Origin of the sequence: Actinoplanes palleronii, from assembly GCF_016862315.1 — a bacterium.
In the GTDB taxonomy this organism is placed as follows: domain Bacteria; phylum Actinomycetota; class Actinomycetes; order Mycobacteriales; family Micromonosporaceae; genus Actinoplanes; species Actinoplanes palleronii.
Genome location: NZ_BOMS01000135.1, coordinates 23714 through 39676 on the forward strand (window position 1 = coordinate 23714; position 15963 = coordinate 39676).

Consider the following 15963-nt stretch of genomic DNA (forward strand, 5'->3'; position numbering starts at 1 on the left):
ACACGAAGGAGGTCCGGGTCGCGTGTTCGGTTCAGTCAGCACCACCCCAGAAAAACTTCTCCAGATGGTCGCGGCACTGCTGCTGTTCGCCGCGGTGCTGGGCATCGTCCTCTTCATCGCCAGCCGGATCCGGGGCAAGGGCTCCGACCGCTGGATCGGTTATCTCTACCTGCTGCCGGTTCTGCTCATGCTCAGCGTCGGCCTGGTCTATCCCGGCCTGCGCACCATCTACGAGTCGTTCTTCGACGCGCACGGCACCGGGTTCATCGGCATCGACAACTACAAGTTCATCTTCACCAGTGGTGAGCTGCGCCGGGTGCTCGGCAACACGATGATCTGGGTGGTCCTGGTGCCGTTCCTGGCCACCGCGATCGGCCTGGTCTACTCGATCCTGGTGGACAAGTCGCGGTTCGAGTCGTTCGCCAAGGCCCTGGTCTTCCTGCCGATGGCGATCTCGATGGTCGCCGCGGGCGTCATCTGGAAGTTCATGTACGAGTACCGCGTCGACCAGCCGAAGGTGCAGCAGATCGGCCTGATCAACCAGATCATCGTCTGGCTGGGCGGCAAGCCGGTGCAGCTGCTGATCACCGACACCTGGGGCCTGAACACCCTGCTGCTGATCGTGGTGTTCATCTGGATCCAGGCCGGCTTCGCGATGACCGTGCTCTCCGCGGCGGTCAAGGCGATCCCGGACGACATCATCGAGGCGGCCCGGCTCGACGGGGTCAACGCCTGGACCATGTTCGTCAAGATCACGCTGCCGAGCGTGCGGCCGACGATCGTGGTGGTCCTGACCACCATCGCCATCGGCACGCTGAAGGTGTTCGACGTGGTCCGCACGATGACCGGCGGTAACTTCAACACCAGCGTCATCGCCAACGAGTTCTACAGCCAGCTGATCCGGGCGGACAACCAGGGTCTCGCGGCCGCGCTCGCGGTGATCCTGTTCGTCCTGGTGACGCCGATCGTCATCTACAACATCCGCTCCGTACGCCAGGAGGCATGATGACGGCCGCCGTACCGATCGTGACCGAGCCGGATCTCGAGGCTCCCCCGGAGAGCACCGCCGCGGTCGCGAAGAAGAAACTCAGCTCGCCGATGGCCTCGGTGGCCGCCCTGATCATCGCGGTGCTGTGGACGATCCCGACGTTCGGGCTGTTCCTCTCGTCGTTCCGGCCGGAAGCCGCGATCAAGCGGACCGGCTGGTGGACGTTCTTCACCGACCCGCAGATGACGCTGGACAACTACCGGGCGGTCTTCGACGACGAGACCGGCGTCAACCTCGGTAACTTCTTCATCAACTCGCTGGTCATCTGCATCCCGTCGGTGCTGATCCCGCTGGCCCTCGCCTCGCTCGCCGCGTACGCGTTCGCCTGGATCAACTTCCGCGGCAAGAACTTCCTGTTCCTGGCGATCTTCGCGCTGCAGATCGTGCCGCTGCAGGTCACCCTGATCCCGCTGCTCACGATCTTCGTGAAGGTGGACATCAGCGGGACGTACTGGGCGCTGTGGCTGGCGCACTCCACGTTCGCCCTGCCGCTGGCCATCTACCTGCTGCACAACTTCATGCGGGAGATCCCGGCCGGCCTGATCGAGGCCGCCCGGGTGGACGGCGCCGGACACGTGGCGATCTTCTTCCGGGTGATGCTGCCCCTGCTCACCCCGGCACTGGCTGCGTTCGGCATCTTCCAGTTCCTCTGGGTCTGGAACGACCTGCTGGTGGCCCTGGTCTTCGTGGGCGGTGGTGACGACGTCGCCCCGCTCACCCTGCAGCTGGCCAACCTCACCGGCACCCGGGGCACGGCCTGGCACCTGCTGGCGTCCGGCACGTTCGTCTCGATCATCGTGCCGGTCACGGTGTTCCTGCTGCTCCAGCGCTACTTCGTCCGAGGCCTGCTGGCCGGCAGCGTCAAGGGCTGATCGTCGGTTCTTCCCGGGGCCGCACCGATTCTCCGGTGCGGCCCTTTCCGTGCTCCAGAAAACCCCATTCAACCCCCTATGGTACGAAATACGGAGCGCTCGTCCGTAGGCTACGAGCCACGTCCCGTGGTGGTCTCGCGCGAGGCTCGCCCGGCGCAGGACCGCAGCGCGCCTCGCGGGGGTTGGCTGGTCCTCAGGGGTGTCTCCGGTCCCCGGAGACACCCCTGAGGACCAGCCGGGACCCCGGGCCGCGCCACGGCCCGGACCGCCCACGGCCTCGCGCCGCGAGTCGCGTCACGGCCCGGCTCCGCAGGGCACCGCGCGTACACGATGGGGGTTAAAGAGACTCCACCAGGCGGCCGTCGCGGAGGGTGAGGACCCGGTCGGCGCGGTCGATCATGTTGGGGTCGTGCGTGGCGACCAGCGCGGTCATCCCGCGGGCGTCGACCACCGCGCGGAGCAGGTCCATGATGGCGCGCCCGGTGTCCGAGTCGAGCTGACCGGTCGGCTCGTCGGCGATCAGCAGGTCCGGGTCGTTCGCGAGGGCGCGGGCCAGCGCGACCCGCTGCTGCTGCCCGCCGGAGAGCTCGCCGGGCCGCTGGTTGGCCTGGCCGCCGAGCCCGACCAGCTCGAGCAGCACCGAGACCCGCTCGTCGCGGGCGGCCGGCTCGCGCTTGGCCAGCCGCATCGGGATGCTGACGTTCTCGGCCGCGGACAGGATCGGGATCAGGCCGAACGACTGGAAGACGAAGCCGATGGTGTCCCGGCGCAGCTCCAGCAGGTCGGACTCGTCCGCGCCGGTCACCGCCCGACCGGCCACCGCGATGCTGCCCGCGGTCGGCCGGTCCAGCCCGCCGATCAGGTTGAGCAGCGTGGTCTTGCCGGCACCGGACCGGCCCCGGACGGCGACCAGCTCACCCTTCTCCGCGGTGAACGAGACCGCGGAGAGCGCGTGCACGACCCGCTCGCCGGCACCGTAGTCCCGGGACAGCCCGGACACCTCGACGACACTCATGCGGACTCCCCGGGGCGGACTTCGACGTGGTCGGGTTCGAGGTTGAGCCGGACCCGGTCGGTCAGGCTCAGCGCCTCGACGAACGCGGCGGGCAGCTGCAGCCGGCCGGTGCGGTCCAGCACCGCGTACTCCTCGGAGACGTGGTGCTCGGTGCCGTCGGCGGCCAGGCGGGCGGACCGGCGTACCTCGGAGGCGGTCTTGCCGTCGCGGATCGCGACCGCCCGGCGGACCTGGTCGGCGACGTTGCGGTCGTGGGTGACCACCACGACGGTCACCCCGAGCTCGGCGTTGACCGTGCGCAGCGCGCCGAACACCTCGTCGGCGGTCGCCTCGTCCAGCTCACCGGTCGGTTCGTCGGCGAACAGCACCTCGGGGTTGTTCGCGAGGGCCACCGCGACCGCGGCCCGCTGCTGCTCGCCACCGCTCATCTCGGCGGGACGGCGGCCGGCCTTGTCGGCGACACCGACCATCTCGAGCAGTTCCAGCGCACGGTTCTTCGCCCGGCCGCCGGCCAGCCGCATCGGCAGCTCGACGTTCTCCCGCGCGGTCAGGTACGGCAGCAGGTTCCGCGCGGTCTGCTGCCACACGAAGCCGACGATCCGGCGCCGGTATTCCAGGCGCCGCTTCGCGGTCATGCCGAGCAGGTCATAACCGGCCACCTTGGCGACCCCGGCGGTCGGCTCGTCGAGCCCGGACAGGATGTTGAGCATCGTCGACTTGCCGGAGCCGGACGCGCCGACCACGGCCAGCAGCTCGCCCCGGTCGACCACCAGGTCCAGCCCCTGCAGGGCCATCACCTCGACACCCTCGGTCCGGAAGATCCGGACCAGGCCGTCGCAGACGATGTGCCCGCTGAGCCGGTCCTGTCCTCCCGCGCGGGCGGCCGCTTGTTCGGCTGCCCGCCGCTCCAGATCGACAAGATCGGTCACGACTGCTCCTCTCCGAGCCGCAGCACGGTATCGGTCACGACGGCTCCTCTCCGAGCCGCAGCACGGTGCCGAGGCGCAGGCGGCGGTTGGCGACGTTCTCCACGGCGAGCGCGGCGACCACGGCGAGCACCGCGATCACCAGGACCCCGCCGGCGAACCACGGGTCGAGGCTGCTCCCGGCGCTCACCCCGGCGGTGAACCCGCTCAGGTCCAGGGCCGGGCCGATCAGCGCGGGCAGCGCGAACCCGGCCAGCCCGCCGGACAGCACGGCCACCGCGATCAGCGGGATCAGCTCGTAGACCAGCAGGCGGCGGCCCTGCCGCGACGACAGTCCCATGGTGCGCAGCCGGGACAGCGTACGGCCGCGAGCCGGCGCCCCGGTCAGCACCGCGAGCGCCACCGCGGTCAGCGACAGCACCGCGGCCGCGACCATCCCGGCGGTGAACGTGAAGCTCAGCGCGCCGTCGACCCCGCGGTTCTCCAGCGAAGCGCGGTAGCCGGTCCAGGTGACCACGTTCGACGGCACAGCCAGCTGGAAGTCCTCGACGATCCGCCCGGTCGACTCCTTGAGCTGCTCGCGCTGCCCGGCGTCGGCGGCCTTGCGGACCTGGGCCGGGTCGAATCCGGTGCCGTTCACCAGGATCCGGTTCGGCTGGATCGGCTGGAAGTCCGGGACCGGCATGGCCTGCTGCGGCAGCACCAGGAAGTCCCGGATGCCGGCGAACAGCCCCGGTACGGTCTCCGCGGTCTCCGCGACGGTGAACTTGTACGCGCGGCCCTGCACCTCGACAGTGCCCGCGGTGCCGATCTGCGCGGCCAGGTGCGGTGAGACCACGGCGGGCACCGTGTCGCCGCCCCGACGCGCGCCGGTGAGCACGGCCGGCAGGTCAAGCCCCGCGGTGTCCGCGTTCACCAGCATCGCCGGTGCCTGCAGGATCATCACGCTGGCGTCGCCGCGGATGGTGGCGCCGGACGCGATGAGCATCGGCACGGCCGCGTCGACGTGCGGCAGCTCGGCGATCCGCTGCGCGGTCTCCGGGGTGAAGAAGTAGCCGCTGACCACCGCGTCGGCCGGCACTGCCAGGTGCGCGGCCCGGTCCCGGGCGTCGCTCACCGTGCTGGTCACCGCGCCGGTGAACAGGCCGGTCGCGATCGCCACCACGAGCACCGCGAGCGGGCCGGAGTGCATCGGGGCGCGGCCGGCGCCGGAGAGCCCGAGAAAGCCGATCGCGCCGCGCGCCCGGGCGGCGAGCCGACCGGCCCAGCGCAGCGGGAACGGCACGACCCGCAGCGCGACGACCGAGGCGGCCAGGGCGAGCAGGATCGGCGCGCCGATCAGGTACGGGTCCACTCCGGCACCGGCGTCCAGCCCGCGCCGCCGGACCAGGTAGATCCCGCCGGCCGCGAGCAGCACCAGGAACCCCTCGGCGGTGAGCCGGCGCGGCGACGGGCGCAGCGCGGCCTCGTCCGTGCGGTGCCCGGAGAACTCCGGGCGCCGGGCCAGCAGCGCCGCCTGGATCGGGGCGGCCAGCACCGCGAGCAGCGCGACGATCCCGACCAGCAGCGGTTCGAAGCCGTCCGCGCGGCCGGGCAGCAGCGTGCCGGCCAGCCAGCCGAGAGCGACCGCGACCGGGACCACGATCAGGGTCTCCACCAGGGTGCGCCCGGCCACCGACCGGACCGCGCCGCCACGCGCCCGCAGCAGCGCGAACTCGACCCGTCGCCGTTCGGTCATCAGCCGCGCGGCGAGCAGGATCAGCCCGGCCGCGGTGGCCAGGATGCCGGCCTGCACCACGGCGAGCAGCGACCGCACCGCCCGGACCTGCTGATCGAACTCGGCCAGAGTGAGGTCCACGCCGCTCTGGAAGGAGGTCAGCTCCGGCGGGGTTCGCCGGGCCACCGCGACCGCCTTGGTCAGCGCGCCGACCTGGTCGGCGGTGATCCGGTTCTCGTCCAGGCGGTACCGCCACCGGTCGGTGAGGTCGGCGAGCTCGGTGCCCGCCATCCGGGCGCCGCGCTCGTCGGTGAGCAGCACCGCCTCGTCACGCAGGCCGTCCAGCGGGGACGGGCACTGGCTGCGGGTGAGCTTCTGGTCAGCCCAGATCGGGTCGGCCGGGTCGCGCGGGCTGAACACGCCGGTGACCCGGACCCGGGTACTGCCGAACCGGGCGAGCAGTCTGAAGCTGTCGCCGACCTTGAGCCCGAACGTCTTCGCCGCGTCCTCGCCGACGATCACGTCGGCGATCTCGCCGGACTCCGGCATCCGCCCGTCCACGATCGTGACGGCTCGGTCGGTGGCCGGTTCGTAGCGGACCGTGGCCAGGTTGGGGCAGGTGCCCGGGGTGTTGCCGGTCCGGATGACCGACACCTTTCCGCTCTCGGCGAGGTACCAGGCGCCGCCGACCAGGTCGGGCAGCGGCGCCGGCATGGCCTGCCGGATCTCGCCGAGCCGGCCGCCCTCGGTGGCCGAGCTGACCTCGCCGTCGGGCAGCATGCCGGTGAACGTGATGTCCCGGTTGACCGCGGCCATCGCCCGGATGTCGCCGCGCAGGCCGTCGTCGGTGCGCCCGTTGGCCAGCCGGGCCGGGCCGGAGACCAGGAACGCGGTCAGCCCGCCGAGCACGGCCAGCAACAGGAGCTGACCCAGGAAGGCGCGGACCCGCCGCAGCACGCTCATTGGTCCGCCCCCAGGCGCAGACGGGTCGCCGGCAGGCGACGGGTGGCGGTCAGCGCGGTGACCGAGCTGACCGCGAGAGCGACCAGGACCAGCAGGGCGGCGCTGCCCAGGGTCCGGCCCCAGAGCACCTCGAGCAGCGCGTCCGGCACCGGCCGGCCGGCCGCCGGGGTCAGTACCAGCAGCGGGGCCATCGCGGCCGCCACCACCAGCCCGACGGCCAGGCCGGTGAGGGCGCCGAGCCCGGCCAGCAACGCCTGCTCGATCACCAGAGACCGGGCCAGCAGCCGCGGACCGGCGCCGAGGGTGTGCAGTACGGCCAGTTCGACCGAGCGGTGCTGGGCGGTGGCCCGGGCGTCCGCGGCGATACCGGCCGCGGCGAGCAGCATGGCGCCCAGGGCCGCGCCGAAGAGCGCGACCCGGGCGGCGGTGCTGAACGGGTCACTGCCACTGGCCAGCTCCTGGCGGTCGAGCACCTGCAGCCCGGACAGGCCGGTGAGGTCACTCGGATCGCCGGCGATCCACCACTCGCCGGTGTCCCGGACGATGCCGAAGCTCCAGAACAGCCGGGCCTCCAGGGCCGGGCGGTCGACCAGGACGGCGGCCTTCTCCACGCTGCCGGGCACCCGGTCGATGGTGGCGACCACGTCGACCCGGACCTCCGCCCCGCCGACGGTGAGCGACGTGAGATCGCTGAACGCGTCCCGGGCCGCCGTGGTGAGCGCGATCGGGACGCTGACCGGCACGTCCTCGGTGGTCAGGGTGAGCCGGCCGTGGACGTCGTAGACGCCGTTGTCGTCGGGCAGGACCACGTTGCCGTCCGAGCTCATCGCCCGCCAGCCGGGGTCCTGGCCGGTGATCCGCCAGCGCACCGGTTCCGGGCTCGCCGAATCGATCTTGAAGCCGAGCAGGCCGGTGCCGGTCGCGGTGAACGTGACCGGCTTGCCGCGGGCGCTGGTGCCCAGGTCGACGCGGCGGCCGCCGGCGAAGACCGCGGTGGTGTGCACCGGGGCGGAACTGCTGATCCGGCCGGGCCGCAGCGCGCCGGTGGTGTCCGGACCGGCCGCCGCGGCGAGCTTGCCGAGCAGCGCCGCGGGCGGCCCGCCGGTGGTGTCGTCGCGGGCCTGGACCACGCCGGCGGCCGCGGCCGGGTCCAGCGCGACCAGCTCGGCCGGTTCGCTGCCGGCGGTGGTCGGCACCCAGTCACGGAACGCCGGGACCACGGTGCGGACACCGGGCAGGGCGGCGAGTTGTTCGGCCCGGCCGTCCGGCGCGGTGCCACCGGTCTCGACCATCCGCACGTCCGTGCCGACCTGCTGGACGGCCTGGTCGGCGCGGGACTGCTGTGCGGTGGCGGCCAGGCACCAGGAGACGGTGGCGGCGGCGACCGCGAGGGCCAGCATCACCATCGGGCCGGCGTGCGCGCGGCGACCGGCCTGCCACGTGCCGAGCAGCGCGGACCGGGACCGGCCGCGGTTGAGCCGGCCGGCCGCGAACCGGGCGACCGGCGGCAGCAGCCGGACGGCGAGCACCGCGCCGGTCAGCACGCCCAGCGTCGGTGCGGCGGAGAGCAGCGGGTCGATGCCGAGGCCGCCGGCGCCGGTGGGCGCGGCGTACTGGCGCAGCTGCAGCCAGCTCAGCACGGCCAGGGCGACCACGACCAGGTCGAGTCCGGCCTTGCGGAGCATCGGCAGGCGTTTGCGGCCGGACGTCTCGGCCAGGTAGGTGCCGCCGCGGCGCAGCGACGGCAGGGTCAGCGCGATCACGCCGCCGGCCGCGAGCAGCGCGGCGACCAGCCAGACCCCGCCGTAGAGGGTCACCTCGGGATATTTCAGGTGCAGCAGGGCGACGGCGAGCGGCGGGCCGAACAGCGCGGCCGGCAGCACCAGGGCCAGGCCCTCGGCCGCGGCCAGGCCGGCCAGCTGGCGGCGGGACGCGCCACGGGCCCGCAGCAGCGCGGTCTCCCCCCGGCGGGCCTCGGCCAGCAGCGCCGCGACCAGCGACAGCGCGTAGCCGCCGAGCACCACGACCAGCAGCATCGGGGTGACCAGGGTGGAGCGGCGGACCAGGTCGGCGCGTTCCAGCCGGTCGGCCAGCACCGGAATGCCGGTGTTCACGGTCGCCGAGTTGCCCAGGCCGGAGGTCCGTGGCAGGTCCGTCTTGGTCGCGGTGGCGGCGTCAGCGGTACGCCGTACCGCGCCGATCGTCGGGTTCACCAGGTCGGGTTCGGCCAGCCAGCCGCCGGACGCACCGGTGAAGAAGACCGGGTCGGCGCTGACGATCGGGCCGTACGTGGCGGTCTGCGGCGCGTGCCCGCTGAACACGTCCGGGGTGAGCAGCCAGTACGGGTCGGTGGTGTCCTTCGGCCGCCAGACGCCGCTGACCTTCCGGGCCAGCACCTTGCCGGTCCGGCGGTCCTCGAGTCGCAGCGTCTTCCCGCTGGTCAGGCCGAGCGCGGCGGCGGCCGGCTGGGCCAGCGCGACGTCACCGGTCCCGGCCGGCCAGGCGCCGGACACCAGCTCGGCGTGCTCGGGCAGCTCGTCGAGCTGGACCAGCGAGGCGTAGACGACACCCGACTGGTCCGGTACGGCGGTGCCACCGGCGCCCCGCACCGCCCAGCCGGAGCCGTACTTCGCGGCGCTCACCGGCGCCGGCGCGTACGCGTCGCGCACCGCCCGGTCCCGGGCCTGCGCGTCGGTGTCCAGCGCCCCGTGCACCAGGACCGCACGTTCGTCGGGGTCGGCGGCGGCGACCGCGGCACGGATGCCCTCGGCGGCCGAGGCGGTGGCGTACGCGGTCAGTCCCGCGAGCAGCAGCACCGCGGCCAGCATGACCGCTGCCGCCGCGGCCAGCAGCCCCCGCGCCACCGCCGCACGCCGGATGATCAGCGCCATCGGCGCCCCGGTTCGAGCATGCGGCGGATCTTGCCAGATGGGAACGGCGCACGGGTGCCCGCACCCACACGCCGTTCCCTTTTACGACTGTAAAGAATATTTTACGGCTGGCTGCGCGGGCTCTCCGGCGCCAGCGTGTCGATGAACTCGTGCGGGTCGTGCACGTCGGCGTTCCGCCGGGCCGCGTCCGCCTCGGCCTTGAGCTGGGTGGCGACCTTCGCCGCACCGGCGCCGGGGATGCCGGCGACGGTGGAGTAGGCCCGCTCGGCGAGCGCGTAGGCGACCCGGTACTCGTGCTTGGCGAACGCCTTCGCGGCCAGCCCGAGCAGGCCGTCGGCCACCTTCAGCGCGGTGCGCCCCTTGCCCTTCGGCACGGTCGCCGCCACCCGGTTCGCCGCCTCCCAGTACGCGGCGGTCAGGAACCGGTCGCTGTTGTCCCGGTCGAACTGGCTGAAGTCCCAGTTCACGTCGATGTAGCTCATCATCGAGTTGTTCTCGTCGCCGGCGTTGGCGAACAGGAAGTCACCGGACGGGCCGTAGTCCACCCCGGTGGCGCTGTCGTAGCCGTCGTGCGGGTGGGACATGCCCAGGTGGTGGCCGACCTCGTGGATCTGCGTGGTGGTCAGGCCGTACCCGCTGGCGACCACCTCGGGCGAGATGAAGTTGAAGACGTACGACTGGTCGCCGGTGGCGTAGTCGTCGTCGGCGTACCCGAGCGCCGGCACCCCTACGCCGGGGCCGACCGCGTAGTTGAAGACCGGCACCTCGTAGTCGGCGTTGCCGTCCAGCACGCCGTCGAGGTGCTCGCGCGTGTAGAGATAGAGGTTGGCGAACGCCGGCAGGCCCAGCTCCGGGTAGCACGACTCGTCGTTCAGCTCGGCGACGTAACAGGCCTGGTTCTCCGCGGTGTACGGCAGGTCCTGCTGATCCTCGGAGAGCCGGTTGCGCCAGCGCAGCTCGGACAGCTCCTCGGTGACCAGGTCCGGCTTGATGTACTGGGCGGACGCGTCGACGCCGGGCCAGCCCTCGTACGTGTTGCTGTCGAGGTTGATGCTCTTCGGCAGCGTGCCGCCGGTCAGCTCGACCGGGTAGAGCGGTGACGTGGTCATCAGCAGGTTCAGCGCGACGTACCGGGTGAGCTTGCTGAGGTCGCCGGCCAGCGCGGCCGGGTCGCGGAAGCCGCCCTTGACGTACTCCCAGGTCGGCGGCATCCGGTAGTCGGGAACACCGTCACCGTCCACGTCCGCGTTGTCCACGTCGTAGTTCGAGGTCCAGGACTCCGGGCCGGCCGACAGGTCGTGGAACCAGACCCGCCGGGTCGCGCCCAGGCCGGTCTCCTCGTCGTCGGCGGTGGTGCCGCCCCAAGCGATGATCTTGCGGCTGTCCCGGTTCTTGCCGAAGTCGTAGCCGGTGTCCGGATCCGGCTCACCGATCTTCGTATAGACGTGGAACTTGAAGTCCGACCGGCCGAACCAGTTGATGAAGTAGATCGTGTTGCGCCGGGTGTCCACACCCGACGGCGGGTGGAAGGCCAGCCACTTCTCCACGCTCGGCGCGTCGATGGTGTTGTTGCCGGTGATGTCCAGGACGTTCTTCGCCTGGTCGTTGTACGCCTGCTGGTACGCGGTCAGCGGGGCCGGCGTGGCCAGCTTGCCGAGTTGCTTGAAGAAGGTGTCCTGGTACGCCTTGTTCGTGTAGGTCAGGCGGTAGTCGTAGGTGTAGCTGATACCGAGCTTCTCGGTCACGCCGTAGCTGAGCCGGGACCGGACCACCGGCTCGTACTTCTTGGCCAGCCCGGCCAGGAACTTGTTCTTGTCCGCCTGAGCGGGCGTGTAGCCGAGGAAGACCACGTTGACCGGCACCTTCTCGGCCAGTCGGGGCTGTCCACCGGGATCGAGGTAGCCGAGCCGCGGCGCCGCGCCGGTCGCGCCGGCGGGTCCCGCCGACGCCGCCACCAGGGCTACGACGAGCGTCGCGAGGAAAGGGGTACGCCATCTCATGTGGACACGCTGCCATCCACCATCACCAATGGGAAGAGCCATTCGGGAACCGGGACGTTTCTACCGGGTTACACCCTTCAGGCAAAGATGTTGACGGATGAACGACAGTCGGTCCGGACGGAATGGCCTTGTGGTCCTGATCATCCTGGTGAATGGTTCCCGCCATGCGAATCATCGAACGCCTCAAAGGGCGTGGCGCGAGGGTGCTGACCGCGGGGGTCATCACCCTGGGACTACTCGGCCCGGCCCTCGCCATCGGCGCCTCGCCGGCCGCAGCGGTCCCGAGCGGGGCCAAGGTCGACATCGTGAAGAGCGCCTGTGTCGGCAAGAGCAGCACCGGCAAGCCGACCATCTCGTGGGTCGGTTCCGGCTTGCAGGTCCCGCTGAAGTCGGCCTACGTGAAGACCCGCGTGCAGGGCAAGCTTTTCGCCTGTTTCTGGAAATACAAGTTCAGTGACCAGGACCGGAACTACGACTACTGGGGCGCCAGCGTCGAAACGTACTGGGTGCGTACCGACAAGAAGGGCAAGGCGTCCTACGTGGCCCTGGCCAACCACCAGATCTCCTCGAACAAGACCGCCCGGGGCGGCATCTTCGCCGGCACCAAGGACTACACCTCGAAGACCTCCTGCTCCCGGCAGATCGACGTCGGGGTGAGCATCGGCGCGTTCTCGGCGTCGACGCCGATCCAGGCCTGTTCCAGCTACAAGATGGACCAGGTCCGCGCGTCGAACACCGCGGGGTACTGGAAGATGCCGAAGATCGGCGGCTTCACCCACGTGGAGACCACCTACATGCAGAAGGTCAAGCAAGGCGTGAAGCCGACCTTCTCGATGAGCGCCAACTACCCGAAGTACGGCTACCACTGGTCGGACGGCGCGAGCCACTGGGTCCCGACGGTCAACCTGAAGACCATCTTCAAGAAGTTCTGATCCTTCTCCAGGAAGGCCGCCGCCGGGCTCCGGTGGCGGCCTTCCTGCCGTTCGGCGCACGCCGGGCACCGTTCACCGTCCACTGCAGACCGCACCGGAGTCATTGCTTAGGGTGTGCTTTGTGGACGAAACCGCTCTGAAGATCCGTGGACTGACCAAGACGTTCGGTACCTATCGGGCGGTGGATCAGGTTGATCTCACCGTGCGCTCGGGCACGTTCCACGGCATGGTCGGCCCGAACGGCGCCGGCAAATCGACCACGATCGGGATGGCCGTCGGCCTGATCAACCCGGACGCCGGGACGATCGACCTGCTCGGCGCGGACGCGCTCGCCGACCGCCCGCGCGCCCGGGCACTGACCGGGGTGCTGCCGGACGGCCTCGACTTCCCGGAACGGCTGACCGGCGCCGAGCTGCTGCGGTACTGCGCGGGCCTGCGGGGGATCCGCGACGCCGCCGCCCGGATCGACGAGCTGATCGAGGTGCTCGGCCTGGTCAAGGGCGCCGCCACGCCGCTGGCCGACTGCTCCACCGGCACCCGCAAGAAGGTCGGCCTGGCCCAGGCGCTGCTGCACGCGCCGCGGCTGCTGGTGCTCGACGAGCCGTTCGAGGCGGTCGACCCGGTGTCGGCCGCGGCGATCCGCCGGGTGCTGCGCCGGTTCGTGGCCGGCGGCGGCACCACGGTCCTCTCCACCCACTCGATGCTGCTGGTCGAGCAGTTGTGCGACGACGTCACGGTGATCCACCAGGGCCGGGTGGTGGCCGCCGGGCCGGTCAGCGAGGTGGCCGGCGAGATCGGCCTCGAGGAACGCTTCGTCGAGCTCGTCAGCGCGGACGCCCCCGGCTCCGCCGACCTGTCCTGGCTGATCTCCGGATGACCGCGCCGAGCCTGGCGACACCGCCGTTCACGGCCGTCGCGACGCTGGTCCGGATGCGCGCGACGATGCTGCGGCGCGCGCTGCGCGAGAACCCCGCACCGATGGTGGCCGCGCTGGCCGGCGCGCTCGCGGCCGCGTGGCTGATCCGGTACGCGGTGACCGGCGACCGGCACACCCTCACCGTCCTGGCCGGGGCCTGGGTGCTCGGCTGGATCGTGCTCCCGCTGCTGCTCGGCGGGGTGCGTGGCCGCCTGCGCCCGGCCCAGCTGCGCCTGGAACCGATCACCACCGGGCCGATGACCACGGGTCTGCTGGCCGCCTCCGCGGTCGGCATCGGCCCGGCCGTCTCGCTGCTCGCCCTGTCCGCGCTCCCGGTGCACGCCGCCGTCCGGCACGGCGCCGGCCCGGCCGTGATCGCCGCGGCCGGCGCGCTGCTGCTCTGGCTGCTCGGCCTGGTCGGGTCGGCGGTGGCCCTGGAGGCCGTCGGCCGGGCCGCCGGACCGGTCGGCGCCGTGCTGACCGGCACCTTCACCGGCACGGTGATGGGCATCTCCGGGTCGGTGTGGGCGGTCGCCCCCTGGATCGGCCAGGTCCTGGTGACCGGCCCGCCGCCGTCGGCGATCACCGTGCTGCGGCGGGTGCCCAGCGACTGGCCGCTCGCTGCCGCCACCGCCGCACCGGGGCCGGCCACGGCTCTCCTGCTCGGGCTCACGCTGCTGGTCGGCGTGGGCGTCGCCGCGTACACGACCCTGGTCCGCCGGGTCCTCGCCGCCGGCGCGCCGTTCCTCCCGCGCCGCACCGACCGCACCCCGGCGCCCGCCGAGGCCGTCGCCCCGCCGGCGGCGCCCGCCGCTTCACCCGCCGCTGCGGTCCCCGCCGACGACGACCTCACGCCGATCAGCCGGCCGATCTCGCCGGCCGCCCGCCCGGCCGAGGCCGCGACGGTCATCCGCGGACCGGCCTGGGCCGAGCTGGACCGCCAGGACGCTGCCGAGATCGACCTGGTCACCCCACCCGAACCGGCCCCGTTGAACGACGCCACCCCCGGGCCCCCGGCTCCTCCGCCCGCCGCCGTGCCCGTCCCGGTCGTCCCGACCGGGCTGCAGCGCGGCGCGGTGGTCGCGGTCCTGCACCGCGAGCTGCGCTCCTGGGCACGCCACCCGCTGCGCCTGCAGTACCTCACCTTCGCCGTCGTCTACGGCCTGCTGCTCGGCATGCTGCCGCTGCTGGCGCACGTCGACCTGCTCGCGCCCTGGGCCGGGCCGCTCGCCGTGCTGTGGGCGTCGGCGATGGCCGCGAGCCTGGTCGGCCTGGACGGCACCGCGCTGTGGATGCCGCTGCTCACCCCCGGCGGCGAGATCGCCGAGACCCGGGGCCGGGCCCTGGCCTGGCTGGTCGTCGCGCTGCCGATCGGCGTGCTGCTGACCGTCGCCGGCATCCTGGTCGCGCCGGGGGTCGACCCGCTGCCGGCGCTCGCCGTGCTGCCCGCCGTGCTGGCCGCCGGTGCGACCACCCCGGTCTGGGTGGCGCTGCTCCGGGTCCGCCCGGTCCGCGACGCCCGGCACCCGACCGCCGCCGACAACCCGACCGACATCGTCAGTGTCCTGCTCGCCCTGGCCGGGCCGCTGCTGGCCGCCGCGCCCGCGTTCGCCCTGGTGGTCTGGGGTCCGGACGGCCTGCGCCCGCTCGCCCCGGTCGCCGGGCTGATCGCCGGGCTCGCCGTCGGCCGGGGCGCGCTGTGGCTGGCCGACGACCGGCTCGCCCGGCGCGGCACCGAGGTCCTGGCCGCGGCCGGCGACCGCAGCGCTCCGCCGCCGCCCGCGGTCCCGCTCACCTGGGATCCCCAGTGGTACCGGGAGAACCGTTCCACCGCCTGGGCGCTGGTGCTGCTGACCGCCGGCTGGATCCCGGTGCTCCCGCAGGGGCTGCTGGTGCTGGTCCTGGACATCCGCGGCGGCTGGATCGTCGCGTCCCACCTGGCCGGCGGGGCCCGCACCGGGGTGGCGCTCGGCATGGTGGGACTGGGCGCCGCCATGCTGCTGACCGGGCTGGTGCTGTGGGGGCGGCGACCCTTGACGTAATTCTCTTCACCCCTGGGCCGAACGGGCGAATACCCCATCGGCCATTTGGCTGCTTTCGTACAGAAAAAGTCTGATATTCCCGTTTTTTAAGCGGCCGGAAACCTCGCAGCGAATAGGTCACCGGAAAGAGCCAGGAAAGGCCGAGGGCCGCATCCGTGACGGATGCGGCCCTCGGCCGAGAAGCGTTTCCTTGATCAGTTCTTCTTCCACGGGCCGTGACCCGGGCCGTGCCCACCCGGACCGTGCCCACCGTGACCACCCGGGCCACCGTGCGGTCCGCCGTGGCCACCGTGGCCACCCTGCGGGCCGGCCCAGCCGTAGTAGACCTTCAGCGCCCACGAGCCCCGGCGGAAGCCGCCGCGGATCGGGAAGCAGTCGTGGTCCTCCCACTGGTCACGCCACTCGCCGGAGCGGCCGGCGCGCTCACAGGAGATCGGGCCGCGGTAGTAGCCGACGATCCGGCCGTCCCGGAACTTCGCCTTCGCACCGGACTGCGCCGCGGCCGGAGCCTTAGCGGCAGGCTGCGGCGCGGCGGACGACGCCGCGGCCGGGCCGGCACTGACGACGAGGCCGGCCGCGATGGCCAGCCCGGACATCGTGAACCCGCGCATCACCTTGTTCATGGATCACCATTTCCGTAA

At 72.3% G+C, this 15963-nt stretch carries 11 protein-coding genes; 5 read left to right on the plus strand and 6 right to left on the minus strand.

Going from position 1 to position 15963, the window contains the following annotated elements:
- The first annotated feature begins 22 nt into the window (after positions 1–22).
- Both Apa02nite_RS39950 and Apa02nite_RS39955 read left to right on the plus strand, forming a co-directional pair.
- Positions 23–1006, plus strand: coding sequence for a carbohydrate ABC transporter permease (locus Apa02nite_RS39950; RefSeq protein WP_373873089.1), 984 nt, complete (start codon positions 23–25; stop codon positions 1004–1006).
- Positions 1006–1920: a carbohydrate ABC transporter permease gene (locus tag Apa02nite_RS39955; protein ID WP_203829697.1), complete on the plus strand. Its 915-nt coding sequence runs from the start codon at positions 1006–1008 to the stop codon at positions 1918–1920. The genes Apa02nite_RS39950 and Apa02nite_RS39955 overlap by 1 nt, the downstream gene beginning before the upstream one ends.
- 337 nt (positions 1921–2257) lie before the next feature.
- Here the strand turns inward: Apa02nite_RS39955 and Apa02nite_RS39960 are convergent, their stop codons facing one another.
- The 5 genes from Apa02nite_RS39960 to Apa02nite_RS39980 all read right to left on the minus strand — a co-directional run bounded on the left by Apa02nite_RS39960 (position 2258) and on the right by Apa02nite_RS39980 (position 11432).
- Complete coding sequence (locus Apa02nite_RS39960) at positions 2258–2935, minus strand: ABC transporter ATP-binding protein (protein WP_067705605.1); 678 nt, start codon at positions 2933–2935, stop codon at positions 2258–2260.
- Positions 2932–3864, minus strand: a complete 933-nt coding sequence (locus tag Apa02nite_RS39965) for an ABC transporter ATP-binding protein (RefSeq protein ID WP_203829698.1) — start codon at positions 3862–3864, stop codon at positions 2932–2934. The genes Apa02nite_RS39960 and Apa02nite_RS39965 overlap by 4 nt, the downstream gene beginning before the upstream one ends.
- A gap of 34 nt (positions 3865–3898) precedes the next feature.
- The gene (locus Apa02nite_RS39970) at positions 3899–6541 is read right to left on the minus strand and encodes an FtsX-like permease family protein (protein ID WP_203829699.1); all 2643 of its coding nucleotides are present in this window, start codon (positions 6539–6541) and stop codon (positions 3899–3901) included.
- Positions 6538–9432, minus strand: coding sequence for an FtsX-like permease family protein (locus Apa02nite_RS39975; RefSeq protein WP_203829700.1), 2895 nt, complete (start codon positions 9430–9432; stop codon positions 6538–6540). The genes Apa02nite_RS39970 and Apa02nite_RS39975 overlap by 4 nt, the downstream gene beginning before the upstream one ends.
- A gap of 101 nt (positions 9433–9533) precedes the next feature.
- Positions 9534–11432: a zinc metalloprotease gene (locus Apa02nite_RS39980; RefSeq protein WP_203829701.1), complete on the minus strand. Its 1899-nt coding sequence runs from the start codon at positions 11430–11432 to the stop codon at positions 9534–9536.
- Between the two features lie 164 nt (positions 11433–11596).
- On the opposite strand from Apa02nite_RS39980, the gene Apa02nite_RS39985 reads away from it, so the two are divergent.
- From Apa02nite_RS39985 to Apa02nite_RS39995, 3 genes are all read left to right on the plus strand, one after another.
- Entirely contained in the window at positions 11597–12364 is a 768-nt protein-coding gene (locus Apa02nite_RS39985) for a hypothetical protein (protein ID WP_203829702.1), read from the plus strand.
- Positions 12365–12485: 121 nt separating this feature from the next.
- On the plus strand, positions 12486–13241 hold the full coding sequence (locus Apa02nite_RS39990; RefSeq protein ID WP_239164878.1) for an ABC transporter ATP-binding protein: 756 nt from the start codon (positions 12486–12488) through the stop codon (positions 13239–13241).
- Entirely contained in the window at positions 13238–15322 is a 2085-nt protein-coding gene (locus Apa02nite_RS39995) for a hypothetical protein (protein WP_203829704.1), read from the plus strand. The genes Apa02nite_RS39990 and Apa02nite_RS39995 overlap by 4 nt, the downstream gene beginning before the upstream one ends.
- A 194-nt stretch (positions 15323–15516) precedes the next feature.
- Here the strand turns inward: Apa02nite_RS39995 and Apa02nite_RS40000 are convergent, their stop codons facing one another.
- A complete protein-coding gene (locus Apa02nite_RS40000) occupies positions 15517–15945 on the minus strand; it encodes a hypothetical protein (RefSeq protein WP_203829705.1) in 429 nt (142 codons plus the stop codon).
- Positions 15946–15963 lie beyond the last annotated feature (18 nt).

Bases quoted from the DNA above. Each gene is read 5' to 3' on its own strand.
- Apa02nite_RS39955 (WP_203829697.1), top strand. From the start codon at position 1,006: ATGACGGCCGCCGTACCGATCGTGACCGAGCCGGATCTCGAGGCTCCC.
- Apa02nite_RS39960 (WP_067705605.1), bottom strand. From the start codon at position 2,935: ATGAGTGTCGTCGAGGTGTCCGGGCTGTCCCGGGACTACGGTGCCGGC.
- Apa02nite_RS39970 (WP_203829699.1), bottom strand. From the start codon at position 6,541: ATGAGCGTGCTGCGGCGGGTCCGCGCCTTCCTGGGTCAGCTCCTGTTG.
- Apa02nite_RS39975 (WP_203829700.1), bottom strand. From the start codon at position 9,432: ATGGCGCTGATCATCCGGCGTGCGGCGGTGGCGCGGGGGCTGCTGGCC.
- Apa02nite_RS39980 (WP_203829701.1), bottom strand. From the start codon at position 11,432: ATGAGATGGCGTACCCCTTTCCTCGCGACGCTCGTCGTAGCCCTGGTG.
- Apa02nite_RS39985 (WP_203829702.1), top strand. From the start codon at position 11,597: ATGCGAATCATCGAACGCCTCAAAGGGCGTGGCGCGAGGGTGCTGACC.
- Apa02nite_RS39995 (WP_203829704.1), top strand. From the start codon at position 13,238: ATGACCGCGCCGAGCCTGGCGACACCGCCGTTCACGGCCGTCGCGACG.
- Apa02nite_RS40000 (WP_203829705.1), bottom strand. From the start codon at position 15,945: ATGAACAAGGTGATGCGCGGGTTCACGATGTCCGGGCTGGCCATCGCG.